The organism is Pediococcus inopinatus, assembly GCF_002982135.1.
Lineage (GTDB): Bacteria > Bacillota > Bacilli > Lactobacillales > Lactobacillaceae > Pediococcus > Pediococcus inopinatus.
In genome coordinates this window covers 1,520,048-1,545,356 of sequence record NZ_CP019981.1, presented here as the reverse complement: position 1 = coordinate 1,545,356, position 25,309 = coordinate 1,520,048, and the positions used below count along the sequence as shown (strand labels likewise).

The following is a 25,309-nucleotide window of genomic DNA, read 5'->3' as shown; positions in this document are numbered from 1 at the left end:
TTGGTGATTTAAAGCCAAAACACTATGATGAACGAGACATTTTGGTTTATACTATAAGGAAGATGTTTTTTTGAAAAGGGGTGCCAACTTTTATGGATGAACTAGATACTGGTGTGCCAATTGCCATCCATTTAGATACGTTTATTACTCAAGAGGGCGAACAATCACATTTTGCTTTTGACGAAGATGGCCAATTATTTCAAATGGGCGATTCAGTTTATTTACGTTATCAAGAAACAGATGAGCATACAAAAAACGAAATACCAGTAACAATGAAAATTGACGAAGACGGGGATGTGTTGTTAACACGAGCTGGCGAGAATAAATTACGTTTGCGTTTTAGTGATGGCAAACGAATTCAGGCGCGCTATCGAACGCCGTATGGAATTTTACCAGTGGACACGGTGACGCCGTTTTTAGAGATTCGCATGCGTGATCGACCAATTTCTGGAACCGTAAAAGTTGATTACCAATTGTTTGCCGGTGAAAGTTTATTAGGAGACTACAAAATTAGATTGCAATTTACAGCTTAAGTAATGTATTATAGGGAGTAGACTGTTGAAAGGACGTGCAACATTTTGGACTTGAAAATTTTTGATGGACAAGACAAAACAGAACTTTCATTAATCGAGGTTGCACATGCAATTCTTGCGCAACACGGTGATTCCATGGCTTTCGTGGATCTCGCTAATGAAGTTCAACAGTATCTTGGCAAAACCGATGAAGAATTCCGTGAACGTTTGTCACAATTCTATACAGATTTAAATACTGATGGTAGCTTTATTTCTTTGGGTGATAACAGTTGGGGCCTACGAACATGGTATCCCTTCGAATCCATTGATGAAGCCATTATTCATACTGAAGAAGACGAAGATGATACGCGTCCTAAGCATAAGAAACGTAAGAAGGTTAATGCTTTCTTAGTTGATGCTGCTGACGATGATGATGTAATTGATTATGATGCTGATGATCCAGAAGATGATGATGTTGTTGCCGGAAACGATGATGACGATTTTGATGCTGATTCAAGTAATGATGATTACACAGATTCCTCAAAAGACGATGACAGTGACGATTTACCTGATGATGATTTACCAGATGGGATTGAAGGGCAACTTTCAGAACTTGACGATGATGACTCTGACGATGATGAATAAGACCTTTTTCGAGGCTTGACATTATCTTTGTTACCTTGTATTATCTTTATTGGGCGCTTTGCTGTGTGCAAAGCCAACAGTACGGATTTTAAATTGTGCTCCCTATTCCAAATGAATAGGGAGCATTTTTATTATTTCTTGATTGTCCCTTAAAAAAACCTCAAAGGAGTTAGAAAATGACTAAATATATTTTTGTCACTGGCGGTGTTGTTTCTTCACTTGGAAAAGGAATCGTTGCAGCTTCTCTCGGACGTTTGCTTAAGAATCGCGGTTTGAAAGTAACCATCCAGAAGTTTGATCCATACATTAATGTGGATCCCGGAACGATGAGCCCATATCAACATGGGGAAGTTTTTGTTACAGATGATGGGACGGAAACAGATCTTGATTTGGGTCACTATGAACGATTCATCGATAATGATTTAAATAAGTATTCCAATGTGACAACAGGAAAAATTTATTCTGAGGTTTTAAAAAAGGAACGCCATGGTGACTATTTAGGTGCCACGGTTCAAGTAATTCCACATATTACAGACACTATTAAGGAAAAAATCATGCGTGCCGGCACGATCACCGACTCAGACATCGTGATTACTGAAATCGGGGGAACGGTTGGTGATATCGAATCATTACCATTCTTAGAAGCTTTACGTCAAATGAAGAGTGAAGTGGGTTCTGAAAATGTGGTTTATATCCATACAACTTTGATTCCTTACTTGCGAGCAGCTGGCGAAATGAAAACTAAGCCAACGCAACATAGTGTCAAGGAATTGCGTGGGGTTGGGATTCAACCAAACATTTTGGTTGTCCGAACTGAGCAACCAATTACCCAATCAATGCGAAATAAAATTGCGTTGTTCTGTGACGTTGATCCAGAAGCCGTGATTGAATCACGCGATGTGGATAATCTTTACCAAATTCCTTTAAACCTTCAGGCTCAAGGAATGGACCAAATTATTATGGACCACTTTGGTTTGAAAACCCCACAGGCTGACATGGAAGATTGGCGTCAAATGACGGAACATGTCCGTAATGGACTCGATCATACTCTGAAGATTGCCTTGGTTGGTAAATATGTTGCTTTGCAAGATGCTTATATTTCTGTTTCTGAAGCCTTGAAACATGCCGGTTACCCAGTTAATGCCAAAATCGAAATTAAAAAAGTTGATTCCGAACAAATTACACCAGAAAATGTGGGTGAAGTTTTGGGCGACGTTGACGGGTTAATTGTCCCTGGAGGTTTTGGGGATCGTGGGATTGAAGGTATGATTACAGCTATTCAATATGCACGAGAGAGCGATTTGCCATTCTTAGGAATTTGTTTAGGGATGCAGATGGCTTCCGTTGAATATGCCCGCAATGTCCTTGGACTCAAGGATGCCAATTCTACTGAAATGAATAAAGACACAAAACATAACATTATTGATTTAATGGCCGATCAAGAAGACGTTCAGGACATGGGCGGTACCCAACGTTTGGGACTTTACCCATGCAAGTTGAAACCCGGTTCTGTAGCTGCAAAAGCTTATGACGATCAGGATGTCATTCAAGAACGTCATCGTCATCGGTTTGAATTTAACAATGAATATCGGGATGCCATGCAAGAACATGGACTAGTGTTCTCTGGAACATCACCTGATAATCATTTGGTTGAAGTTATTGAATTGCCCGAGAAGAAATTTTTCGTGGCTTCTCAATATCATCCAGAATTTTTATCACGTCCACAGCGTCCAGAAGGATTATTTAAAGCCTTCATTGAAGCTGCTAACGCATAATCAATAAAATTAAGAGTAGTGGCTGAATTTTTTAAATTCATCCGCTATTTTTTTATTTTAGAGCCTAAAAATTAAAAATAAGTTAATCAGGAATAAGTTATTAAGACAAAATAACCCTTACACGGGTTCAGATGGGAATTTCTTTAAATTTATGGTTGTTTTTTTGATATAGATTATTTATGATTAGAATTGACTGTACAATTATTAGGATGTTTATAAGTGAGGAAAGTACACATGAAAAAAATGGTAATCCGAGGCGGACAACAACTTTCCGGTGAAATAACAATTGGCGGTGCAAAAAACAGCACAGTGGCATTAATTCCAGCCGCAATTTTAGCCGACACCCCTGTCCGCCTAGACTCTGTTCCTGACATTTTAGATGTTCATAATCTAATGATCATCCTTGAATCTATGAATGTACATTCTACGTTTAAAGATGGTGTCATGGAAATTGATCCAACTAACATAATTGAAAGTGCCTTACCTAGTAAGGCAATTAAAAGTTTGCGTGCTTCCTACTACTTTATGGGAGCATTGCTTGGTCGTTTCAAACGGGCAACTGTAAGCTTTCCTGGTGGCGATAATATTGGGCCTCGTCCAATCGATCAACACATTAAGGGATTCAAGGCTTTGGGAGCTACGGTTAACGAACAAAATGATTCTGTCTACATTACAACTGATACGCATGAACTCCATGGGGCACATATCTTTTTAGATGTCGTGTCAGTTGGAGCAACAATCAATGTGATTTTGGCAGCTGTTAAAGCTCATGGTCAAACAACCATTGAGAATGCAGCTCGTGAGCCTGAGATCATCGATTTAGTGTCCTTTTTGAATAGTATGGGCGCCAAGATTCGGGGCGCTGGGACTGATGTGATTCGGATTGAGGGTGTAGATAGCCTAGGCAGTAATGCAACGCATACAATTATTCCAGATCGCATTGAAGCTGGGACTTATTTGTCATTAGCAGCTTCAATTGGTGACGGAATTCAAATAAATAATATTATTCCGGAACATTTGGAGTCTTTTAACTCAAAACTGATTGAATTGGGCGTAGACCTGCAAGTTGGAGAAGACAGTATTTATGTGCCTAAGACGACTAATTTGCATGCCATTGAAATCAAAACGAATCCGTTCCCTGGGTTTGCGACTGATTTACAACAGCCAATTACGCCTGCGTTAATGAAAGCAAGCGGCAGCAGTTTGGTGATTGATAGCATCTATCCTAAACGCATTAAACATATTTCACAGCTTCAAAAGATGGGCGCTGACATTCGCGTTGAAAATGATATTATCATCGTTAATCACACGGATGAGCTGCATGGCGCCACAGTTGAAGCCGGAGAAATCCGTGCAGGAGCGGCGTTAATGATTGCCGGACTTATGGCGCACGGAACGACGACGATTCGGAAAGCAGAGAATATTCTTCGTGGGTATGATCGAATTGTCTATAAATTACAGCAATTAGGTGCCGATATTGAAATTGTGAGTGATGAAGCAGAAGTAGTGAAATAGGGGTATTTATGAGCGATTTTCTAACGATGGCGGAATTACAAAATATGACGCTCAAACAAATCTATAGTTTTGCGCGTCAATTTAAGATTCCTTATTATGGACAAATGAACAAAGCGGAATTGTCGCTGGCCCTGGTTCGTGCACAGGCAAAAGAACAAGATTTTGTGGAAATGGAAGGCGTCTTGGATATTGTGTCTCAAGAAGGCTTCGGTTTTTTACGACCAATTAATTACGGACCCTCTCAAGAAGATATTTACATTTCGGCTTCGCAGATTACTAGGTTTGGCCTTCGTAATGGGGATCTTGTTACAGGTAAGGCAAGACATCCCAAACCTTCCGAGCGCTATTATGGACTTATGCACGTTGATCGGGTTAATGGTAAAAATCCAGAAGACGCCAAGCAGCGGCCTCATTTTCCAGCATTGACCCCGATTTATCCCAAACAACAAATTAAGTTAGAAACCACCTCAACAGCTTTAGCGACCAGATTAGTTGACGTTTTTACTCCAATTGGTTTTGGACAACGGGGACTAATTGTGGCTCCACCAAAAGCCGGAAAAACCACGCTTTTAAAAGCCATCGCCAACGGAATTACAACCAACTATCCCAAAGTTAAACTCATTGTTTTACTAATTGATGAGCGGCCTGAAGAGGTAACTGATTTGGAACGTTCGATCAAAGGCGAAGTTGTGTCATCAACGTTTGATAAAGAACCAAAGAACCATATTCGCGTTTCTGAATTGGTTTTAGAACGGGCACTTCGTTTGGTTGAGGATAAAGAAGATGTTGTGATCCTATTAGACTCCATTACCCGTTTGACCCGGGCGTACAACTTGGTGATTCCACCGAGTGGGCGCACCCTTTCTGGAGGGATTGATCCAGCGGCCTTCTATAAACCCAAAAAGTTTTTTGGGGCAGCTCGAAATATCGAAGAGGGCGGCAGCTTAACGATTCTGGGCACAACTCTAGTTGACACAGGAAGTCGGTTAGATGATGTCATCTATGAAGAATTTAAGGGAACGGGTAATTCAGAATTAGTTTTGTCGCGTGAACTTGCAGAACGGCGGGTTTTTCCTGCTTTGGATATTAAACAATCAGGAACCAGAAAAGAAGAGCTTTTGTTGCCTCAAGGGACCTTAGATGAAGTGTGGCGAATTCGCCGTGCAATGACCGGAGATTCGCTTGATACAACGGAGCAACTATTACAATTTTTAAAAAATACAAAAAATGATCAAGAGTTTATCCATGATATTGAAAACGTCAAGTTCAAATCAACAGGGCGAAAACGACCATCTCGCTAAAAAGTGGTTTGCGTCTAACAGATATTCATGATATTATAGTGGTCGTTGATTAATAATGAAAAATAACTATGTCTCAGTAAATGACTCATGGCAAAGGAGTGTACTAACATGAAAAAAGGAATTCATCCAGATTATCACGAAGTCGTATTTCAGGATTCAACAACTGGTTTTAAATTTATTTCCGGTTCAACGAAGACAACCGACGAAACAATCACAATGGACGATGGTAAAGAATACCCATTAGTTCGTGTTGAAATTTCATCTGACTCACACCCATTCTACACTGGTCGTCAGAAGTTCAACCAAGTCGATGGTACTGTCGATCGTTTCAACAAGAAATACGGTCTTACAGACGACAACAAATAAGCATTTTAAAAAGTTTGACCCGCAGAAATGCGGGTCTCTGTCAAACTGTATTGGTAGAGATTTTTGAAGGCATGTTCACTTCGGTGAATGTGCTTTTTGTTTACTCATGAATTAAACTGATACGAATGAAGAAGTTATGAATATTTCGAAAACCAAAACAGCTACGCTTTAATACCTTGATTTTGCGATTAAGTCCTTCAATAGGACCGTTAGAATACGGATAACGACAACTGTTGAGCACTGCTGAGCCGTTCTTAACGAAGGTTGAAATGGTGACGTCCATTTGATTACCAGCTACTTGGTAGTTGGTAATCAAATTTTTAAATCCCGTGGCATTCTTTTGGTGGATAGCAGTTAGAATGCCTTGATAAGTTTGATACACAGTTTTGAATTCTGGAAATTCATCTAAGGCAAGGTCGATGGCGTTCTGTTGGGTCATATACTCGTTAATTCCGCGTAAATAAACAGCCTTAGAATCATTAACTTTTATTTCATCAAGATGAAATAAACGCCATTGAGATTTTAAAATATGATAAATTCGTGAATGCTTATCTTGGATAGTACGAATGGTCTGCGTGCGTTCATTATCTAAGGCACGCCCAGCCAGTTGAATAATATGGAAACGATCGATAATCGTGGCCGCATTGGGAAATAAGCGATGAATGAAGCTGCCATATTCAGCATTCATGTCAATCGTCACTGATTGAACTTGGGCACGTTCTTGAACCGAAAAACGAGCTTCAAAGTAGTCAATGATATCTTTACTTAGCCGATCTTTTAAAGTAACAATTCGGCGATGACTAACGGCATCGCAACAATTAAAGGACATCCAGTGATTACAGGAACGAAATTCATCGAAACAAAGATTTGGTGGAAGTTGCTTAACACGGTAAGCCAAGTGAATATTTGCATTTAAAATACGTTGCACACTACTTGGTGAAATGCCACAAATTTTAGCGATTTCTTTACTGGTCAGCATGTCACGAGCTAGCACAATGACCTGATGTTTAACATTGTGGGTAAAAGTTTCATTACGTCTAACGAGGTTAGTTTTAGCTCCACAGGTTTTTAAACAATGTTGGCATTGATATCTTTGTCGTCTTAGCTGCATTTCATAACGTCCGCCTGATAAGGTTCCCAACCTTAGATGACTAACGTGGGTACCGTTTTTAATTAGACTTTTATGGCCACAATGGGGACATTTCACAAGCTGATAAGAAAGGTTGGCGTGAACGACATGAATTCGTTGTCCATTCGGGCAACGTTTCTTGGTAACACCAGTTACGGTTATATTTGGGTCTGTCATTTCAAACAAGCTTAAGATAGAATTAGTTAGGGACATCTGTTTTTCCTCTTTTCGATTTTGTTTGGTGATTAAATCGTAGCACAAAGAGGACAGATGTCCTTTTAATTTTCAAAATAAAAACTGGTATCAGTTATTCACCAATACCAGAAAGTGTAGACCCAGAAATGCCGGGTTGAACTTTTTTATTGTCTAAAATAAAAGCCAGTCTATCTAAAAGTCACCAAAATTTTGGTGGTTAAAAGATAAACTGGTTTTTTAGTTTGTCCTTGCATGTCGATCGGAATGGGTATTTATTTGAACTAAGATAAAATTTAAGGCGACTAGCACAGAAGTTGAGATAAACACTGATCTGTAATCGAAAGCGCCAGAAACAGCGGAGCCAATTAGTGGACCGGACATGTTGCCAAGAGCCTGAAAGGATTGGTTCCAGCTGAAAACACGGCCGGTTACTTCAGCAGGAGATCGTTTAGAAAGAATGGCTTGAACAGCTGGTAACATAGCACCGTCAGAGATTCCCACCATAAAGCGGAAGAAAGCTAACAACCAAACGGTGTGCACAAACGCCATGGGGATATACATACAAATCGCAAAAATAAAGCCAATTGATAAAATCTTTTCAGTGCCGATTCGATCTCCAATTTCGCCCAAACGAGGTGCAGAGAATAAGGTCGCGATGCCGGGAATGGCTGCTACCACACCGGCAATTAACGTAACCGGGCCGATGTTATGCATTAATTGGCGGACATACAAACTTAAAATGGGAGTAATCGAATTATTGGATGCTTGAATGATCATGGTGGTTATAAACATGCCAAATACGATTTTAGGATTTTGTAATTTACCAATGACTTCCCTGGTAGACAACGCTTTGGCACGTTGTACCGGATGGAAGTGTTCATGGACAAAAAAATAACTGAGAAAAAAGACAATTAGTAAAAGACCACCTGTAATAAAGAAGGTTACTCTGTACGAGAAAAACTCGGCTAAGGCACCACCAAGCAGCGGACCAATCAAGTTTCCACTGACATAGCCAGTCGAAAGGTGAAGTGAACCCCCAAGATTGGACAGATAAAATCTAATCTTGGGGGTTCTTTTATGGTTAAATTTAATTTTGATTTCAAAGTGAAAGTAGTAACTGGATATTTGGGTGGTCTGACCGTTAATTCATTAGCACATAAATACAGGATTGGTAGTAGTGCCACAGTTTTAAATTGGATTCAAAGATATGAGAAATTTGGCCTTAACGGTCTTAAACGCAAAGCAATGGATTTAGAATATGCTAGCCAGTTCAAAGTCAATGTATTAAACTGGAGAAAACAAAATCAGGCCTCGCTTCCAGTAACTGCCTTACATTTTAACTTATCCTCGCCGAGTACTATTTGGCAATGGGAAAGTCGGTTTAAAGCATTAGGAATTGTGGGTCTAGAGCGAAAGCGAGGCAACGCCAAGAACATGGTGAAACACAAGAATAAAAGCCGCAAACCCATTGTCCAAAAGGACAATTATACAGCCAAAGAGGATTTAAAACAGCTTCAAAAAGAAAATGAAATGTTAAAGATTGAGAACACCTACCTAAAAAAATTAGAGGCCTTAACTCGGAAAAAATCAGTACAAAAGAAATCTCAGAAATAGCCATCGAGTTAAGGCAACTATTCCAAACTTCTATCAAGCTGATTCTTAAAGTAATCCAAATTCCACGCAGCACTTATTACTACACTCAGAGTCATAAGAGACGTAAATTTGATGATGACCAGATTATTCAAGCAATAGACGAGATTCGCCAAAAAGATCCAAAATACACCAAAAAATACGGTTACCGAAGACTTACAACTGCATTACATGATTTAGGATTTAAAGTTAATCATAAACGCGTTTTACGAATTATGCAGGAACACTGGTGGTTGTGTCATGCCTTTAATCGACAAACCAAAAAATATAATTCATATAAAGGTTTAGTGGGTAAAATTGCCACTAATCGCTTAAAGCGACGCTTCAAAACCGATAGACCTTATCAAAAGCTCGTCGCAGACGTTAGTGAATTCAGATATGGAAGCATGGGAATGAACGAACGAGTTTATCTCGAACCAGTTCTTGATTTGTTTTCTGGAGAAATTCTAGCATTCAATATTAGTGAACATCCAACAGTTAAATTCGCAATTAAACCACTTAAGGAGGCTTTAGAAAAACTACCAAAACTAAATTACCGGACAACGGTCCATACTGACCAAGGCTTTCAGTATCAACATCGACACTGGCAGCAGGTTTTAAAGAAACATCACGTTTATCAAAGCATGTCACGTAAAGCAACTTGTCTTGATAATGCGGCGATGGAGTCTTTCTTTCACATTATGAAGGCTGAAATGATGGATGAACATTTTGAAGATAAAGCTAGCTTAATCCAAGCAATGACCGAATGGATAGGCTTTTATAATAATCGTCGAATCAAAACAAAATTAAACGGCAAGTCTCCGGTAAAATACCGAGAACTCGCCGTTCAAAAAGCAGCATAAATATTTGTCCAATTTTATGGGTTCACTTCAAGGGTTCCTAGCGCTAGGCCGCTTTTTTCTTTCGGAGTTTCCGTGGCAAGAAGTGCATTGGAGTTACTAATATATCCGGAAAAAACACCTTGAAGCATCCGCAATGCAATCAATTGCCAGATATTTTGCACAAGACCCATTGCACCGAGGACGATTGCCATTCCTAAGGAGGCCCGGAGGATCATTAACTTTCGCCCCTTAGAATCGGCTAACCTTCCCCAGATTGGTGAAACTAAAGCGGTAACTAAATAAGTTGCAGAATATGTAATACCACTGTAAAATGTAAGTTGTTGCTTACTAAATTGGCCAAGAGTGTCGACATATAACGACAGGAAGGGCATAACTTCACTAAAAGCCATTCCGGCCATAAAGGTGCCAAACCAAAGGACAATTAGATTTTGTTCCCATGGCGCACGCTTTTTTGAAAAGAAACCTTGTATTTTGGCAATCAAAATCAGACGACCTTTCTAAAATTAAATTAGACCAATAAAAACTATATTTATTAGAATACCACTATTTGATTGATGAGGAGACGCACATGTCTAAAAAGAATAACAGAGTAAAAAAATGGTTAGCCACAATCCTAGTTCTTCTTTTATTAGTTTTGAGTTTGGCGTTGATTTTTAATGCGCAAATTAAAAATTGGTTGGTTGATTCGTATAAGCCCCAGGTTACCCAACAAACAATTGTGAAAAATAAAAAGAAGAAAGCCAGCTATGATTTTCAAAGTGTTAAGTCGCTGGACTTTCAAACGGTAGCTAAGGCACGCGCTAATGCTTCAAAATTGGACGTAGTGGGCGAAATAAGTATTCCCCAGGTAAAACTAAACCTACCCATAACAAATGGTGTAACGAACGAAAATTTAGCATTAACAGCGGCTGCGTTAAAAGCCGACATGAAAATGGGGCAAGGCAACTATGCGTTAGCTGGGCACCATATGGTTCGTAAGGATGTTTTATTTAGTCCTTTGTATTGGAAGATGCGGCCTGGGATGATGATTTATGTGACAGACCTTAAACGGATTTATAGTTATAAAGCCACCGAACGAAAGTTTATTGCGGCCACGCGGGTGGATGTCATTGAAGATGTCCCAAACAAAAAATTGATTACCCTCATTACTTGTGATGCTACCGGGGCCAATCGATTGATGATCCGCGGTAAATACGAAGGTTCCGTTGCATACAAAAAAGCTCCGAAAAAAATTCAACAGAGCTTTGCAAAAAACTTCAATAACAAGTAAATTTCTTCAAATCTAACCAAAAAAGATCCGACAAATGTCGGGTCTTTTATTTTTGGGGATTGGTTAAAAAAGTGATCCACTGATCAACACCGGCAGAGATTTGTTGATAAGCTGCTTCAAATTTATGCGTATACCAAGGATCTGGGACATCAGAATCTTTGTTTTGGGAAGCAACGGACATGAACAGGTTAATCTTTGCGGGGGATGCGGCAGGTGCCAAAGTCTTAAGATCTGAAACATTTTGATGATCCATGCCAATGATCAGATCGAATTTTTGAAAATCACTAGCAGAAACTGGACGAGAAACCAAATTCTCGGCGGGGATATGATGCTTTTTCAAGACCGCCAGAGTTTGCGGGTGAGGACGATTACCTTCTTCCCAATCGCTTGTGCCTGCTGAATCGACGAGAAACTGTTCATTTAAGTTGGCCTGGATAATTCTTTGGCGAAATAGTGCTTCAGCCATGGGTGAACGGCAAATATTACCGAGACAAACAAATAAAATTTTTTTCATAAAATCACCTAATCCTAAAAGTTTTTAAATTACTTACCTAATGCTTTATAAAGCGGCGGCGGTCTGGTATCATCAAGGTATCAAATTGTAGAGGAGAATTCACATGACAGGGATAATAATCGCAGTTGTTGTGGTCCTTTTAATTGGATTGTATATTTTATTATATAACAATCTGGTAAAGGCCAGAACTTATACACAAGAATCATGGAGCCAAATTAATGTCCAACTTAAACGACGGAATGATCTGATTCCCAATTTAGTTTCAACCGTTCAAGGGTATGCTTCATATGAAAAAAGCACCTTTACGAAAGTGGTTGAATTACGTAATCAATTGGTGGCTGCAACAGACAAGCCACAAACAACGGATGCAGAACGACTACAAACCATGCAGTTGTCTGATCAATTGAGCGGTCAGTTAAAGAGTGTGTTCGCCTTATCTGAAAATTATCCAGATTTGAAGGCAAGCGCCGAGTTTACAAAGTTAATGGAAGAATTGACGAATACAGAAAATAAGATCGCTTATTCACGGCAATTGTTTAATTCAAGCGTGGCTAGTTACAACATGAAGTTACAAACCTTCCCAAGTAATTTGGTCGCTGGAATGACAAGTTTTAAAGCTGCCACATACTTACAAGTGCCTGAGGAAGAAACCAAGACACCAGATGTATCGTTTAAAAAGTACGAAGATTTATAGAATCTGTAGGCTGACAGGGAGTGATTAACAATGCTGTTTCAACAAATTGCACGTAATAAGCGGCGAACCGTTTATGTCATGGTGGGATTTAGTTTATTGGTCCTCTTAATTGGTGGTGCATTGGGGTATGTATTTTTTAATAGTGCTACCTCAGGCCTAATCATGGCGGCCGTGATTGCAATCGTTTATATGGGACTCATGATTTCACAATCAACGTCAGTCGTCATGCGGATGAATCACGCCCACGAGGTTAGCGAAGATGAGCAACCGGAACTTTGGCACATTGTTGAAGATATGGCTTTAGTTGGTAAAGTTCCAATGCCAAAAGTTTATATAATTGATGATGCAAGTCCGAATGCTTTTGCAACTGGTAATGATCCTAAACATGCTGCGGTTGCGGTGACAAGCGGCATTATGCAGCGGTTAAACCGAGAAGAAATGGAAGGCGTTTTAGGCCACGAAATTTCTCATATTCGAAATTATGACATTCGGTTACAAACCATTGCATTGGCATTATCTGCGGCCATTTCGATGCTGGTAAATATTGGGATGCATTCGTTTTGGTGGGGCGGTGGCAACCGACGACGAAGCAATAACAACAATTCAGAAGGTGGCAACATGCAGATTGTGTTACTAATTGTTTCAATATTGTTGATTATTTTGGGACCGTTAGCTGCGTCGATTGCCCAGATGGCATTGTCCCGGAATCGGGAATATTTAGCCGATGCTTCAAGCGTGGAACTTACGCGAAATCCGCAAGGCCTGATTACAGCATTAGAAAAAATTTCTTCAAGTGATCCCATGAAAGAAGCAGACCCGACTAGCGCGGCTTTGTACATTTCGGATCCTTTAAAGAAGAAAAAGGGTTTCTCTCATTTGTTTGATACGCATCCACCAATTGAGGAACGAATTGAAAGACTTGAAAAGATGTAAGTTCTTTAACAAATTTGGGCGTATAATAATAACTTGAACAGATAATTTAGTGAAAGTGAGCTATTAAGATCATGCGGGATGATTTCGTATATATCCACTTGGAGCCTATCGCAAACTTGATATATTCAAGAGGACTAAGTGTTGAAGACTTCTTACGTGGCATTCCAAGAATACCAACGCATATTTTGGTGTTAAACACGCCAATTAACGATAATTTAAGTATTGATCCGCATACCCAACTAAATACAGTTAGCGGGACTTTTAATATCCGCAAATATCTAACTAACCCTAAAGCAGAGCATATTAGTTGGCTAGATTATTCTCGTTCAGATGGATTAGACGAATTACTACCAGAAGAAATTGCGGAGTTGCTGTTTTTGGGACATATGCATACCCATTACACCACACCATTTTCTTATAAATTGCAGAATGATTTTGCTTTTCTTTCGTTAGGAAGTAAACATCTAAAGGTTTACTATCGAAAGCTGAAGAGCTTTTATCCTGTCCTCAATGGATCATTAATTCGGCATACACGGCAAGCATTTAACGAACGCAGGATGTTTAGAAGGTTTGATAACTTTGCGGATATCCCTCAATCAATGTTGCGGCAGTTGACCCCAATTCTAAGTAGCGGAATTATTTTTGCGTTTGACCAAGCTTTTGAGCAAGAAAAACAATATCGGGTGCCAATTTTGATGGCTGAAGAAAACGGCCAATCACCAATTTATCGCAGTCGGACTTCGCTATATAATAAGGCAAAACAAGTGGCGGTCCTTCGCTATAATATGGTGAGTGGGCATTGGCATTTAGTCATTACCGATTCACACGCATTTGAGGATGATCAATTTTATTAAAGATTGACTTAATGTCTGTGTTTTAAAATAAATTTACAACTTTGGATTAAGATGCGAGCCTGGATAACAGACTTGTTGTCTTAATTCTTTTTATTAAAATGAGCAAGAAAATAGCCAAAAAACGGTATGTGGTATAATTTAAAGGTTCTAAATTTAAAAACAATTAGGAGTATGGATAAAATGAAAATGCAGTTGACAGAGATTGCCAATGCGATTGGAATTGAAGATGTACCTGAAACTTGGGCGGCAATTACGATTGCAAACGTAGAGTTTGATAGCCGCAAGGCACGGCCAAATTCACTATTTATTCCATTACAGGGTCAGCGTGACGGCCATGAATTTGTGGATACTGCCATAAAAAATGGGTCGGTTGCGACATTATGGGCTAAAGATCATGAAGATGTACCTAGCGATTATCCAGCTTTAGTTGTGGACGATCCACTAACGGCATTACAAAAATTAGCAGTTTATTATTTGAAAAAAATTAATCCAAAAGTCGTGGCAATTACCGGCAGCAATGGGAAAACTACGACAAAAGACATGACCGCATCTCTATTAGAAACTGAGTATAATGTGGTTAAAACAGAGGCTAACTTTAATAATGGGATTGGGGTTCCGATCACGTTATTAAATATGAATGCCAATACAGAAGTTGTGGTTGTTGAAATGGGTATGGATCATCCTGGACAATTAGATTTCTTAAGCAAAATGGTTCAGCCCGATACAGTTGTGATTACAATGATCGGGGAGGCGCATATTGAATTTTTTGGCACCCGCGATAAAATTGCTGATGCCAAACTAGAAATTACTGATGGCTTAAAAGAAGACGGTTTGTTTATTTACAATGGTGACGAGCCTCTTTTAAGAGAACGTAGTAAGCAAGTGGAGCAGCAACAATATACGTTTGGAGAAAGTGCGGCTGATGATCTTTTTGCTAGCAATATTCAGTGGGCAAAGGATCATACAGACTTTGAGATTAATTTGGTGCCAGGGAAAACGTATCGAATTCCAATGATTGGTAAGTATAATGTGATGAATGCTTTGGCGGCCATCGCGGTAGCTAAGGCTTACCATGTGGATCCATCTAAAATTGGCGATGCGTTAAGTAATTTTCAGATTACGCATAACCGGACTGAATGGGTTCAAGGCAGTGCTGGCGAAGCAATTTTGAGTGATGTGTATAATTCTAATCCTACAGCCGCTAAGGAAGTTTTAGATTCTTTCAGCCGTACGGAAACATCAGGTTCACGGATGGCTGTTTTGGGAGATATGTTGGAATTAGGCGAACAATCTGATGCCATGCATATTAGTTTATCTGATCATTTGGATCCTAAACTAATTTCTCAGGTTTACTTGGTGGGAAACCACATGAAGGCTTTGGAGAACGTCTTAAAAGCTAAGTATCCAAATGAGCAGATTCATTGGTACTCAGTTGAACAAGAAGATCAGTTAATTGCGGATCTGCATGCAAAATTAACCAATAAAGATGAAATCCTGATAAAAGGGAGCCACGGGATTCATCTTGAGAAAGTCTTGGCAGGCTTGAGGGACTCATAAAGGAAGCGGTATAAGCAAATCAGAGCAATTGGTCTGGTTTGCTTATTTATATGCGCGGGTGTATGATATTAGGGTTATGTTTATAAGTTTATAGTAGCGACTTCGCAGAATTGCAAGATAAAAGAACGGATTTTCTTTTGGATTCTGACAGAAGCGCTTCACGATATCACTAGGAGGAAATTTATTTGAAGTTTACAGATTTTGAGTTATCGGATGAGTTGCAAAAAACCATCGCAGAAAGTGGTTTTACGGAACCAACCCCGATTCAAGCTCAGACAATTCCCCATGTTTTAGCTGGCAAAGATATTATTGGTCAGGCTCAAACAGGAACGGGAAAAACAGCCGCATTTGGCTTACCTATTTTAGAGCACGTTGATGTGAATAACCCTAATGTGCAAGCATTAGTGGTTTCACCAACTCGTGAACTTGCCATTCAAACACAAGAAGAACTTTACCGTTTAGGTAGAGAAAAACATGTTAAAGTGCAAGTTGTATATGGTGGTGCCGATATTCGTCGCCAAATCAAGAATTTGAAGAGTCATCCTCAAATTATTGTTGGGACACCTGGTCGTTTGTTAGATCATATTCGTCGTCACACAATTAAGTTGGAAAATGTTCAAACATTAGTTTTGGATGAAGCTGATGATATGTTAGATATGGGCTTCTTGCCTGATATCGAATCTATCATTTCAGAAACACCATCTAGTCGTCAGACTTTATTGTTCTCAGCAACAATGCCACCAGCTATGAAAAAAATTGGTGTGAAGTTCATGACAGATCCAGAGCAAATCACAGTTAAATCAAAAGAATTAACTACTGATTTAGTGGATCAATACTATATTAAATCAAAAGAATTTGAAAAATTTGATATGTTGACTCGCATTTTGGATGTTCAAACACCCAAATTGGCTTTGGTGTTTGGACGTACAAAGCGTCGTGTTGATGAAGTTTCCCGTGGATTAGAAGCTCGTGGCTACAATGCTGCTGGGATTCATGGTGATCTTACTCAACAACGTCGTTCAAGTATTTTACAAAAATTCCGAAATGGTCAAGTTAGCATTTTAGTTGCTACTGATGTTGCAGCTCGTGGACTTGATATTTCTGGAGTTACCCATGTTTATAACTATGATATTCCACAAGATCCTGACAGTTATGTCCATCGAATTGGCCGTACAGGTCGTGCTGGAGCACATGGTGTTTCCGTTACATTTGTAACCCCATGGGAAATGGATTATCTTCGTGATGTTGAAAAGCTTACTAAGAAGCGTTTGCTTCCTCTTAAGCCACCAACAGATGCTGAAGCTTTCCAAGGTCGTGTGACAATTGCTGAAAAAGCTATTGATGATCTTGTTAAGGGCACAAAAGAAGACCAATTCAGTGACCAAACAAAGGAATTACTTGAAAAGTACACTCCTGAACAATTAGCTGCAGCCTTACTTAACAGTGAGACGAAGACTGATTCAAGCCAAGTTAAGGTGAAAATCACTCCTGAACGACCATTGCCAAACCATAAGGGCGGCAAGGGTCATAATGGTGGCGGTCATCGTGGCGGTGGTTACCGTGGTAACAACAAGCGTCGCAGCAATAGCAGTAGTAGTTATCGTGGCGGACGTGGTGATAGCCGCGACAGTCGTGGCAAGTCATCTGATCGTGGTCACAGTAACTACAAGAAGAATAATAGTAGCAGTAATGGTAGCAATAACGGTGGAAATCGTCATTCTTCATCGAATCGCAAATTTACCATTCGCGAACATAATTAGAAATTAATATGAAGAGACGATTACTTAGACATTTGGTCACAAATGTTTGGTAATCGTCTTTTTTGGGTCTACACTTTCTGGTATTGGTGAATAACTAATACCGGTTTTTTGTCTGTTTTGAAAATCAGAAAAATAAAAAAGGACATCTGTCCTCTTTGTGCTACGATTTAATCGCCAAAACAAATCGAAAAGAGGAAATTCAGATGTCCCTAACTAATCCTATCTTATGCTTATTCGAAATAACAGACCCAAACTTAATTGTCACTGGTATTTCTAAAGAACGGTGTTCCACAAACCAACGTATTCATGTCGTCCATGCAACTTTGTCTTATCAACTTTTAAAGTGCCCACATTGTGGCCATAAAAGCTTAATTAAAAACGGAACTCACATGAGTCACCTGCGTTTAGGAACCTTATCCGGTGGTCGTTACGAAATGCATTTAAAACGTCAAAGATACCAATGTAAAGATTGTTCAAAAACCTGTGGTGCTAAAACTAAGTTGGTTAATCGTAACGAAACTTTCACACATAATATCAAACATCAAGTGATCGTTTTGGCACGCGATATGTTGACGAGTAAAGAAATTGCTAAACTTTGTGGAATTTCGCCAAGCAGTGTTCAACGAATCCTAAATGCCAATATTCACTTAGCCTATCGTGTTAAACATCTCCCAGAGAATCTTTGCTTTGATGAATTTCGTTCCTGTAATCACTGGATGTCCTTTAATTGTTGCGATGCCGTTAGTCATCGCCGAATTGTTACTTTAAAAGATCGGCTAAGTAAAGATATCATTGACTACTTTGAAGCTCGTTTTTCGGTTCAAGAACGTGCCCAAGTTCAATCAGTGACGATTGACATGAATGCTGAATATGGCAGCTTCATTCATCGCTTATTTCCCAATGCGGCCACGATTATCGATCGTTTCCATATTATTCAACTGGCTGGGCGTGCCTTAGATAATGAACGCACGCAGACCATTCGTACTATCCAAGATAAGCATTCACGAATTTATCATATTTTAAAATCTCAATGGCGTTTATTTCATCTTGATGAAATAAAAGTTAATGATTCTAAGGCTGTTTATTTACGCGGAATTAACGAGTATATGACGCAACAAAACGCCATTGATTTAGCTCTAGACGCTTTTCCCAGATTTAGATCTGTGTATCAAACCTATCAAGGTATCTTAAGTGCCATACACCAAAAGGATGCTAATGCGTTCCAATCCTTACTTACTAACTACCAACCCACTAGTAATCAAATGGACATAACGATCAACACGTTTATCAAAAATGGTTCAGCCCTTCTAAACAGTTGTCGTTATCCATTTTCCAACGGTCCAATTGAAGGACTTAATCGTAAAATCAAGGCATTAAAGCGTAACTGTTTTGGTTTTCGAAATATTGACAACTTCTTTATCCGGATTAGTTTAATTCATGAGTAAACAAAAAGCACATTCACCGAAGTGAATGTGCCGTTCAAAATCTCCACCAATACGATTTGACAGAGACCCTCTTTTTTGCTATAATCTAAAAGGTCAAAATGAAAAAAACTCATCTTATTTTGAGAAAGATGAGTTTTACTTTCTATGGTTTCCGCCTTACACTTAAAAAGGTTTAATATTACGGAAGAATGAAAACTTTTGTGGATGGAAAGTTTTCTGTTAACATGTAGTAAACTTTATCTTGGAGATGAGCCTATGATCTATGGAACGGGAATTGACCTAACTGAAATTGACCGTGTGACAAAAGTTCAGACGCAGCACCCCAAATTTGCCAAACGTGTATTAACACCCAAAGAACAAAAAATTTATCAAAAATATTCTGGTGTTCGTGCCCATGAATTTTTGGCAGGTCGTTTTTCAGCCAAGGAATCATACAGTAAAGCTTTTGGTACGGGCCTTGGTTCCGGGGTTGGTTTTCAAGATATTGAGATTCTGGATGAACCTTCTGGACGTCCTAGAGTAACTCAACAACCCTTTAATGGCATTGCGCATGTTTCCATTACGCATACAAAACAATATGTAATGACTCAGGTAATCTTAGAAAAGGAAGGATAATCGTTCTTATGAATGCAGGCACACACCGACCAACAATTATTGAAGTGGACGCACAAGCCATTCGCGAAAATATTCATCACGAAATAAAACGTCTGTATCAAGGTAACGACTTATTTGCGGTAATCAAGGCCAATGGTTATGGGCATGGCTTGATTGAAGTTGCTCGCTTTGTAGTAGAAGCTGGTGCGACAGGTTTTTGTGTCGCTATTTTAGATGAAGCATTGGAATTGAGATCAGCCGGATTTTCACAACCGATTTTGATATTAGGAATTGTGGAGCCACAATATGCCCAGCTATTAGCTGATAATAAAATATCAGTAGCTGTGGGCAGTTTGACCTGGCTTGAAGAGGCAACAAAAGCTTTGCAAAGTGATCAGCCGCTCCGGGTTCATCTAGCATTGGACACGGGAATGGGCAGAATCGGCTTTCAAGATCGAGACGAATTAAAACCCGCAATTGATTATCTACAGGCACATTCAGAGCAGCTTTTGTTTGAAGGAATCTTTACCCATTTTTCAACGGCTGATGAGTTAGACGACCGCTATTTCAAACTGCAACTTTCACGGTTCAACGAGTTTATGTCCGTTGTCCCTAAGCGCCCACGTTATGTGCATGTGGCTAATTCTGCGACGAGTCTATGGCATCAGGTTTGCGAAGGCAATATGATTCGGTTTGGGATTGCGCTTTATGGGCTAAACCCATCTGGAGAAGCGATTCCGTCACCTTACGTATTAAAACCAGCGATGGCTGTCAGTTCGGAGCTAGTGTTTACTAAGCGGTTAAAAAAAGGCCGGTCAGTTGGATATGGTGCTACTTACACCGCCCAAGAAGATGAATGGATTGGCACAGTTCCGATCGGATATGCTGATGGCTATCCACGCAATCTGCAAGGGTTCCATGTTCTGGTTGATGGTCAATTCTGTGAAATTGTTGGCCGGGTTTGTATGGATCAACTGATGATTCAGTTGCCCCGTGAATATGCGGTGGGTAGCAAGGTTGTGTTAGTTGGTAAAAGTGGAGATCAAGAAATTAAAATGGAAGAAGTTGCGGAAGCTGCCCATACCATTAGTTATGAGATTGTGTGTGGATTTTCTGCACGAATTCCACGAATCTATCTTCATAATCAAAAATCTTAACAAATTTGTTACCATTTACCATCAAAACGTGATATAGTAATGGTAATTCACGGATAAAGACGGGAGTTTTGATCATGGAAAATAATCTGCAAAAAATGGTTGTAACTAATAATGATGTAACAGTGAGTCACTTACAAGCTTATTGTGATTTATTTGGTGTGAGTCAGGATGAAGTTTCCGATGAAATGGTAAAAAGTTATTTTACAAATCACCAATTTGATCTTATTCAACAGCTAATTGAAGGCTATGCAACGATGGCTAATTTGAATGAGCAGATTGTACAAGATTTTCAAGCTTGTGATGACGAGTGTTCTAACGAATTTTTGAGAAATTAAATAGGGGTGACAAACGTAATGAGTGAAGCCAACGTTAAACGTGGCGACATTTTTTATGCTGACTTGTCTCCTGTAGTTGGGTCTGAACAGGGTGGCTTGCGCCCTGTTCTAATTGTTCAAAACAATATCGGTAATCACTATAGTCCTACTGTGATTGTGGCAGCTATTACTGCTAAAATACAAAAACCAAAAATGCCAACTCATGTTGGAATTACAGCTGCAGAGACAGGCGTTGAACGAAATTCAGTTATTTTGCTGGAACAGATTCGGACAATTGATAAACAACGGCTTAAGGATCAAGTCGGACAATTGACCACCAGCAAAATGCTAGAGGTAGATGCAGCCTTAAAGGTTAGTGTCGGACTAGCCGAAAACGTTCAACATACATAGGAATTGTTGAAATAGCACATAATAAGAAAAGGGCAGCGCCGATTAGTCGGTGGTTGCCTTTTTCTTTTGGAGGAATTTGATGATGCAAATCAAGTTGGAAAGAATTTATACCAAACCGGCATATTTAGGTGGCTATCGGGTGCTGGTAGATCGGCTGTGGCCAAGAGGAATTTCTAAAGTTAACGCTCAGTTAGATTGGTGGGCAAAAGAAATAGGACCAAGTACCGACCTGAGGAAATGGTTCGGACATGATCCCGAAAAGTTTACTGAATTCACAAAAAAATATGTAGCGGAACTCAACAGTTCCGAATTTACTAGGGGATTTCTGGATAAGATCAAGGAACAACTGAAAACTCAAGACGTTATTTTTCTTTATGGGGCTAAAGATGAAACGCACAACCAAGCAATCGTGTTAAAGGCCTACATTGAAGAAAAATTTCAGGTTTAGTCGAAAAAATAAGCCATTTGGTAGTCAGCTACAAAAATACCATTAATGAAAAATTCGTCTTTTAGGATTCCCTCTGTTTCAAAACCATGTTTTTGATAAAAATGGATTGCACCAGGATTAGTTCCTAACGCTCTGAGATGGATTTTATGAACGCCAGATTTCTGGGCAAACTTTTTGAAATGCTCCAGTAATTGACTACCAATACCATCTGATTGATAGTCTGGTGATACGCCGATTCCGAAAGTCCAGGTATATTTGGATGCGGGTTTTGAAGTGGCAGGATGATATTCAATCGAACCAACTGGCAGGTCATTAACGAGCGCCACAATGGTATTTTCACTGGAATGATCCTGCAAATAACTTTGAGGAGTTGGATAGTCAATTACAACGGGGGTATTATTTGAATTCCAAATTTTGTTTTCAATTTTATAAAGTGATTCGGCATCAGATTGACAAAATGGCCGGATCATCAGTGCGTTTTTCATAGGAGCCTCCTGATTTAGTGATGATTTTATGATATCATAAAAAGGTTCGTGGTTCGCAATTATCCCACACAAAAAAACTAAGGAGGTATTTATATTGAGTAATCATCAAACGAAATCCTGGATTATCAATGCGATGGTAGCTGCATTGTATATTGTTTTATCGCTACTAGTTGGTGTTTTTGGATTGGCTTCTAATGCAATTCAATTTCGGATTTCTGAAGGCTTGAATCATTTAGTAGTCTTTAACAAGAAATATATTTGGGGAATCGTGGCAGGAGTATTGTTGTTTAATGCATTTGGTCCCGGAAATTCAATTCCAAATGTGATTTTTGGAACAGGCCAAACATTACTAGCTTTGTTGATTGTGGCGTATGTGAGCCCCAAATTACCAAAGACTTGGCAAAAGATGGCTTTAAATACTATCTTATTCACGGTTTCGATGTGCTTAGTCGCGTTGGAGTTAAAGCTGACACTAAACCTACCGTTTTGGTGGACTTACTTTACAACGGCTGTTTCAGAGCTCATCATCATGACCATTACAGCTCCAATTATGTATTATCTAGATAAATTCGTGCATTTTAGTCAACGGATTGAGGATAAATAAGCGCAAAAAAACGATGGCCTTTAACTGGCGATCGTTTTTTTAAACCCTTAGATATGATCATAGGATTGTAAATCTTCAATTTCAGGGACTCGGAATTCTTTACGTTCAAGATTATCCACGATCCGATCGAGCTTCTTCTTACCAACATCAGAAGGGAGCGTAAAGAGAGTCCGATGAACCAGCTCACCACCCTGAGCGTCCAATGACATTACACTGGAGATTGACGTATATTTAGTGATGATTTTAGCCATTGAGGCTAAGTCGCCACGTTCACCAATAGAAACTACGGTCAAGACGTAACTACCGACATTTACGTTCCATGATTGAGATAACATGTCTAATAGTCGCGCATGGGTCAAAATACCGTAAAAATGATTGTTATCATCTAAAACAGTAATATATGGTAAATCTTTAATAGAGAAGAAAACGTTAAAAAATGCTGAGTTAACGGAAATAAATTTCGTAGCATTTTTTAATAAGGTTGTCACGGGAAGGCTCATATCACCACCTCGTGATTTATGACGATAAATGTGCATTTTGTAAATGTTTCCGCGGAATAACTGACCTGTTTCATCTAAGATAGGTACACAACGAAAGCCAGAATCCTCAAGAATTTTTAATGCTTCTTCCAAAATCGCGTCTTCACGCACGGTGGTTAAACGTTCCTTTGGTTTAACAAGTGATTTTAAGAGCATATAACATCCCTCCAACTGAATAAAAGTAGTCTTCACAAACTTAATAATAGCATGTTTTCAAAAAGAGTGCGATAAAATAATGAGAACTCTCATTAATCTATCGCATTCTTTGTAGTTATTCAATTAAAAGACGATGACTGGCGTTCCCAGTGCAACGAGTTTATAAACTTTTGGCATCACAGATGGGGGTGTATTAATACAGCCATTTGAACCATGAGTTTTATACCAGGTTCCCCCAAAGGTTGGTTGCCATGAGGCATCGTGAATCCCAATTCCGGTATCATCAATTGGCATCCAGTAGCTAACTTTAGATGCATACGATGAGCCGTCGAGTTCGTTACCTCTTAGAGTGGCATTTCGTTTCTTCGCCCAAACGGACCAAACACCGGTTGTGGTAGTTTGCTTTGGTGGCAAGCCTGTTACAACGTTTGTTTTTAGTTTGAGTTTGCCGTCAACGTAGATAAACATTTTTTGATTGGTTTTATCAACTTCAACATAGGTATTTCCGATAATCTGTTTCTTAGTGTTATAGCCAGTTCCTTGAATCACAGGTGTCCGTTCAAAATTCTTACCCTTGAGAATTTCTTTTGTGAGGGCAGCTGTTTCATCGTCTAGCTTGATACTCCAGCCAAAGAGACCACCACTGACTTTCACAGTCCCCCGAAGCGTACTCTTAAATGTTTTTGTTTTTCCATAAGTTTTGTATTTATTATCAAGTTTTGTGACATATGCTTTTACAAGCGATTGATTCAGAGAAACCTGATTATTGTTATAGGTGATCCATTTTGCAAGTTCGGTTTTGGGAATCGTAACCGTATAACCACCAATGTGATATACTGCCTTTTCGTTAGCGATTGCCTGAGCCAACTTAGCATCGCTAGCAGCTTTGGTTGAAGAACTAGTTGGTTCAGTCTTGTAGACTGTGGAGTTAAGATTTAGGCTAGTTTTTCCATTATTGAGAGCCTTTTTGAGGCTGGCTGCTAACTTGGTTGCGTCAATTTGGTTACCTTGAGTGGCTTTTGTGGTGGTTACCTTACCGTTACGCAATTTAAGCGTGGCCGGTTTGGCAGCCGTTCGATTCTGATTTAGTTTAGCAGCTTCGGTTGCAACCAATTTATTAAACTCGCTGCTATTTGTAGTCGTGCTGGTAAACTTTGTTGTTTTGCTGGCTTCCACTCTACCTACAAGGTGGAGGGGCCAAGCCCAACTATTTTGGTTCTTTAAGGCTGACTTTAGGGAAGGAGATTGAAACTTGAGTCCCGTTTGATTTGTGTTAAAACTGGTTAAAGTCTTACCGTTTTGGGTAATGGAAAATTCCCGGTTGGTCAGCTTGCTAGTGATTAGCGTAGTTGCTTGCTTGGTCGTTTTATTTCCTACATTGACGCTCGCAATCTTGGTGTTTGGTAGGAAACGATCATTGCTGGCGAAGTGGTAACTGCCAATGCCATAAATGATGGCCAATAAAACAACGAAAAGGCCAAGAAAACGCCATGAATGTTTTGCTTGATGTCTCATTCTATTCTCCTCATTTCTAATTTATACATACATAACTCGAGATACCAAAAAAGTGATAAGACCGCAATAGCTATTTTAAACTGCCAAAGCTCTCAACTGAAATTTTTTGGAAACAAAAAAATAGACAAT

General features: G+C 39.4%; 26 protein-coding genes, 2 pseudogenes and 1 riboswitch. Of the genes and pseudogenes, 21 read left to right on the top strand and 7 right to left on the bottom strand.

What is annotated here, in order from left to right; all coding sequences use genetic code 11:
* Nucleotides 1-92 precede the first annotated feature (92 nt).
* From PI20285_RS07855 to PI20285_RS07830, 6 genes are all read left to right on the top strand, one after another.
* Nucleotides 93-533, top strand: a complete 441-nt coding sequence (locus PI20285_RS07855) for a YwiB family protein (RefSeq protein WP_057773242.1) — start codon at nucleotides 93-95, stop codon at nucleotides 531-533.
* Nucleotides 534-578: 45 nt separating this feature from the next.
* Nucleotides 579-1,157 carry a DNA-directed RNA polymerase subunit delta gene (rpoE, locus tag PI20285_RS07850; RefSeq protein WP_057773244.1) on the top strand — a complete coding sequence of 193 codons (579 nt, stop codon included), beginning with the start codon at nucleotides 579-581 and terminating at the stop codon, nucleotides 1,155-1,157.
* Between the two features lie 176 nt (nucleotides 1,158-1,333).
* Nucleotides 1,334-2,932, top strand: coding sequence for a CTP synthase (locus PI20285_RS07845; RefSeq protein WP_057773246.1), 1,599 nt, complete (start codon nucleotides 1,334-1,336; stop codon nucleotides 2,930-2,932).
* Between the two features lie 234 nt (nucleotides 2,933-3,166).
* Nucleotides 3,167-4,447 (top strand): UDP-N-acetylglucosamine 1-carboxyvinyltransferase, encoded by a 1,281-nt coding sequence (locus PI20285_RS07840; RefSeq protein ID WP_057773249.1) that lies wholly within the window; start codon nucleotides 3,167-3,169, stop codon nucleotides 4,445-4,447.
* 8 nt (nucleotides 4,448-4,455) lie between these two features.
* The gene (rho, locus tag PI20285_RS07835; RefSeq protein WP_057773251.1) at nucleotides 4,456-5,748 is read left to right on the top strand and encodes a transcription termination factor Rho; all 1,293 of its coding nucleotides are present in this window, start codon (nucleotides 4,456-4,458) and stop codon (nucleotides 5,746-5,748) included.
* 108 nt (nucleotides 5,749-5,856) lie between these two features.
* Entirely contained in the window at nucleotides 5,857-6,114 is a 258-nt protein-coding gene (locus PI20285_RS07830) for a type B 50S ribosomal protein L31 (protein ID WP_057773253.1), read from the top strand.
* 100 nt (nucleotides 6,115-6,214) lie between these two features.
* Here the strand turns inward: PI20285_RS07830 and PI20285_RS07825 are convergent, their stop codons facing one another.
* Nucleotides 6,215-7,504 carry an ISL3 family transposase gene (locus tag PI20285_RS07825; RefSeq protein ID WP_245080569.1) on the bottom strand — a complete coding sequence of 430 codons (1,290 nt, stop codon included), beginning with the start codon at nucleotides 7,502-7,504 and terminating at the stop codon, nucleotides 6,215-6,217.
* A gap of 171 nt (nucleotides 7,505-7,675) precedes the next feature.
* Nucleotides 7,676-8,461, bottom strand: a pseudogene (locus PI20285_RS07820) (MFS transporter); the annotation flags it as partial.
* Between the two features lie 54 nt (nucleotides 8,462-8,515).
* On the opposite strand from PI20285_RS07820, the gene PI20285_RS07815 reads away from it, so the two are divergent.
* Nucleotides 8,516-9,052: a helix-turn-helix domain-containing protein gene (locus tag PI20285_RS07815; RefSeq protein ID WP_063696809.1), complete on the top strand. Its 537-nt coding sequence runs from the start codon at nucleotides 8,516-8,518 to the stop codon at nucleotides 9,050-9,052.
* Nucleotides 9,001-9,930, top strand: a complete 930-nt coding sequence (locus PI20285_RS07810; RefSeq protein WP_105782215.1) for an IS3 family transposase — start codon at nucleotides 9,001-9,003, stop codon at nucleotides 9,928-9,930. Before PI20285_RS07815 ends, PI20285_RS07810 begins: the two co-directional genes overlap by 52 nt.
* A 17-nt stretch (nucleotides 9,931-9,947) precedes the next feature.
* On the opposite strand, the pseudogene PI20285_RS07805 reads toward PI20285_RS07810, so the two are convergent.
* Nucleotides 9,948-10,409: pseudogene (locus PI20285_RS07805) on the bottom strand (MFS transporter); the annotation flags it as partial.
* Nucleotides 10,410-10,498: 89 nt separating this feature from the next.
* Between PI20285_RS07805 and PI20285_RS07800 the strand changes: the two are divergent.
* Nucleotides 10,499-11,200 carry a class A sortase gene (locus PI20285_RS07800; RefSeq protein ID WP_057775395.1) on the top strand — a complete coding sequence of 234 codons (702 nt, stop codon included), beginning with the start codon at nucleotides 10,499-10,501 and terminating at the stop codon, nucleotides 11,198-11,200.
* A gap of 46 nt (nucleotides 11,201-11,246) precedes the next feature.
* Here the strand turns inward: PI20285_RS07800 and PI20285_RS07795 are convergent, their stop codons facing one another.
* Entirely contained in the window at nucleotides 11,247-11,714 is a 468-nt protein-coding gene (locus PI20285_RS07795; protein WP_057775396.1) for a low molecular weight protein-tyrosine-phosphatase, read from the bottom strand.
* A 103-nt stretch (nucleotides 11,715-11,817) separates the two neighbouring features.
* Between PI20285_RS07795 and PI20285_RS07790 the strand changes: the two genes are divergently transcribed.
* From PI20285_RS07790 to PI20285_RS07740, 11 genes are all read left to right on the top strand, one after another.
* The gene (locus tag PI20285_RS07790; RefSeq protein WP_057775399.1) at nucleotides 11,818-12,408 is read left to right on the top strand and encodes a LemA family protein; all 591 of its coding nucleotides are present in this window, start codon (nucleotides 11,818-11,820) and stop codon (nucleotides 12,406-12,408) included.
* A gap of 30 nt (nucleotides 12,409-12,438) precedes the next feature.
* Nucleotides 12,439-13,341, top strand: coding sequence for a zinc metalloprotease HtpX (gene htpX / locus PI20285_RS07785; RefSeq protein ID WP_057775401.1), 903 nt, complete (start codon nucleotides 12,439-12,441; stop codon nucleotides 13,339-13,341).
* Between the two features lie 116 nt (nucleotides 13,342-13,457).
* The gene (locus tag PI20285_RS07780; RefSeq protein WP_231908617.1) at nucleotides 13,458-14,195 is read left to right on the top strand and encodes a hypothetical protein; all 738 of its coding nucleotides are present in this window, start codon (nucleotides 13,458-13,460) and stop codon (nucleotides 14,193-14,195) included.
* A 180-nt stretch (nucleotides 14,196-14,375) separates the two neighbouring features.
* Nucleotides 14,376-15,752, top strand: coding sequence for a UDP-N-acetylmuramoyl-tripeptide--D-alanyl-D-alanine ligase (locus PI20285_RS07775; protein ID WP_057775405.1), 1,377 nt, complete (start codon nucleotides 14,376-14,378; stop codon nucleotides 15,750-15,752).
* Nucleotides 15,753-15,937: 185 nt separating this feature from the next.
* A complete protein-coding gene (gene cshA, locus PI20285_RS07770; protein ID WP_057775407.1) occupies nucleotides 15,938-17,512 on the top strand; it encodes a degradosome RNA helicase CshA in 1,575 nt (524 codons plus the stop codon).
* 155 nt (nucleotides 17,513-17,667) lie between these two features.
* Nucleotides 17,668-18,957, top strand: coding sequence for an ISL3 family transposase (locus PI20285_RS07765; protein WP_245080566.1), 1,290 nt, complete (start codon nucleotides 17,668-17,670; stop codon nucleotides 18,955-18,957).
* Between the two features lie 255 nt (nucleotides 18,958-19,212).
* Nucleotides 19,213-19,572 (top strand): holo-ACP synthase, encoded by a 360-nt coding sequence (gene acpS / locus PI20285_RS07760; protein WP_057774302.1) that lies wholly within the window; start codon nucleotides 19,213-19,215, stop codon nucleotides 19,570-19,572.
* 8 nt (nucleotides 19,573-19,580) lie between these two features.
* Nucleotides 19,581-20,708 (top strand): alanine racemase, encoded by a 1,128-nt coding sequence (gene alr, locus PI20285_RS07755; RefSeq protein WP_057774305.1) that lies wholly within the window; start codon nucleotides 19,581-19,583, stop codon nucleotides 20,706-20,708.
* A 74-nt stretch (nucleotides 20,709-20,782) separates the two neighbouring features.
* Nucleotides 20,783-21,043, top strand: coding sequence for a hypothetical protein (locus PI20285_RS07750; protein ID WP_057774308.1), 261 nt, complete (start codon nucleotides 20,783-20,785; stop codon nucleotides 21,041-21,043).
* 18 nt (nucleotides 21,044-21,061) lie between these two features.
* Nucleotides 21,062-21,433 carry a type II toxin-antitoxin system PemK/MazF family toxin gene (locus PI20285_RS07745; RefSeq protein ID WP_057774311.1) on the top strand — a complete coding sequence of 124 codons (372 nt, stop codon included), beginning with the start codon at nucleotides 21,062-21,064 and terminating at the stop codon, nucleotides 21,431-21,433.
* 82 nt (nucleotides 21,434-21,515) lie between these two features.
* The gene (locus tag PI20285_RS07740; RefSeq protein ID WP_057774359.1) at nucleotides 21,516-21,881 is read left to right on the top strand and encodes a DUF488 domain-containing protein; all 366 of its coding nucleotides are present in this window, start codon (nucleotides 21,516-21,518) and stop codon (nucleotides 21,879-21,881) included.
* On the opposite strand, the gene PI20285_RS07735 is transcribed toward PI20285_RS07740, so the two are convergent.
* A complete protein-coding gene (locus tag PI20285_RS07735; protein ID WP_057774314.1) occupies nucleotides 21,878-22,366 on the bottom strand; it encodes a GNAT family N-acetyltransferase in 489 nt (162 codons plus the stop codon). The genes PI20285_RS07740 and PI20285_RS07735 overlap by 4 nt on opposite strands.
* A gap of 42 nt (nucleotides 22,367-22,408) precedes the next feature.
* Nucleotides 22,409-22,453: riboswitch (PreQ1 riboswitch) on the top strand.
* A gap of 7 nt (nucleotides 22,454-22,460) precedes the next feature.
* Between PI20285_RS07735 and PI20285_RS07730 the strand changes: the two genes are divergently transcribed.
* Nucleotides 22,461-22,970, top strand: coding sequence for a QueT transporter family protein (locus PI20285_RS07730; RefSeq protein ID WP_057774316.1), 510 nt, complete (start codon nucleotides 22,461-22,463; stop codon nucleotides 22,968-22,970).
* Between the two features lie 47 nt (nucleotides 22,971-23,017).
* Here PI20285_RS07730 and cbpA read toward each other — a convergent pair whose 3' ends face one another.
* On the bottom strand, nucleotides 23,018-23,665 hold the full coding sequence (gene cbpA / locus PI20285_RS07725) for a cyclic di-AMP binding protein CbpA (RefSeq protein WP_057774319.1): 648 nt from the start codon (nucleotides 23,663-23,665) through the stop codon (nucleotides 23,018-23,020).
* Nucleotides 23,666-23,788: 123 nt separating this feature from the next.
* A complete protein-coding gene (locus PI20285_RS07720; protein ID WP_057774322.1) occupies nucleotides 23,789-25,180 on the bottom strand; it encodes a L,D-transpeptidase family protein in 1,392 nt (463 codons plus the stop codon).
* Nucleotides 25,181-25,309 lie beyond the last annotated feature (129 nt).

What these genes read in the sequence shown, in the direction of transcription:
- PI20285_RS07750 (WP_057774308.1), top strand. Translation starts at nt 20,783, where the DNA reads ATGGAAAATAATCTGCAAAAAATGGTTGTAACTAATAATGATGTAACA.
- PI20285_RS07735 (WP_057774314.1), bottom strand. Translation starts at nt 22,366, where the DNA reads ATGAAAAACGCACTGATGATCCGGCCATTTTGTCAATCTGATGCCGAA.
- PI20285_RS07720 (WP_057774322.1), bottom strand. Translation starts at nt 25,180, where the DNA reads ATGAGACATCAAGCAAAACATTCATGGCGTTTTCTTGGCCTTTTCGTT.
- acpS (WP_057774302.1), top strand. Translation starts at nt 19,213, where the DNA reads ATGATCTATGGAACGGGAATTGACCTAACTGAAATTGACCGTGTGACA.
- rho (WP_057773251.1), top strand. Translation starts at nt 4,456, where the DNA reads ATGAGCGATTTTCTAACGATGGCGGAATTACAAAATATGACGCTCAAA.
- PI20285_RS07740 (WP_057774359.1), top strand. Translation starts at nt 21,516, where the DNA reads ATGCAAATCAAGTTGGAAAGAATTTATACCAAACCGGCATATTTAGGT.
- PI20285_RS07745 (WP_057774311.1), top strand. Translation starts at nt 21,062, where the DNA reads ATGAGTGAAGCCAACGTTAAACGTGGCGACATTTTTTATGCTGACTTG.
- PI20285_RS07830 (WP_057773253.1), top strand. Translation starts at nt 5,857, where the DNA reads ATGAAAAAAGGAATTCATCCAGATTATCACGAAGTCGTATTTCAGGAT.
- PI20285_RS07790 (WP_057775399.1), top strand. Translation starts at nt 11,818, where the DNA reads ATGACAGGGATAATAATCGCAGTTGTTGTGGTCCTTTTAATTGGATTG.
- alr (WP_057774305.1), top strand. Translation starts at nt 19,581, where the DNA reads ATGAATGCAGGCACACACCGACCAACAATTATTGAAGTGGACGCACAA.
- PI20285_RS07840 (WP_057773249.1), top strand. Translation starts at nt 3,167, where the DNA reads ATGAAAAAAATGGTAATCCGAGGCGGACAACAACTTTCCGGTGAAATA.
- PI20285_RS07845 (WP_057773246.1), top strand. Translation starts at nt 1,334, where the DNA reads ATGACTAAATATATTTTTGTCACTGGCGGTGTTGTTTCTTCACTTGGA.
- cbpA (WP_057774319.1), bottom strand. Translation starts at nt 23,665, where the DNA reads ATGCTCTTAAAATCACTTGTTAAACCAAAGGAACGTTTAACCACCGTG.
- PI20285_RS07815 (WP_063696809.1), top strand. Translation starts at nt 8,516, where the DNA reads ATGGTTAAATTTAATTTTGATTTCAAAGTGAAAGTAGTAACTGGATAT.
- PI20285_RS07855 (WP_057773242.1), top strand. Translation starts at nt 93, where the DNA reads ATGGATGAACTAGATACTGGTGTGCCAATTGCCATCCATTTAGATACG.
- PI20285_RS07795 (WP_057775396.1), bottom strand. Translation starts at nt 11,714, where the DNA reads ATGAAAAAAATTTTATTTGTTTGTCTCGGTAATATTTGCCGTTCACCC.
- PI20285_RS07800 (WP_057775395.1), top strand. Translation starts at nt 10,499, where the DNA reads ATGTCTAAAAAGAATAACAGAGTAAAAAAATGGTTAGCCACAATCCTA.
- PI20285_RS07775 (WP_057775405.1), top strand. Translation starts at nt 14,376, where the DNA reads ATGAAAATGCAGTTGACAGAGATTGCCAATGCGATTGGAATTGAAGAT.
- htpX (WP_057775401.1), top strand. Translation starts at nt 12,439, where the DNA reads ATGCTGTTTCAACAAATTGCACGTAATAAGCGGCGAACCGTTTATGTC.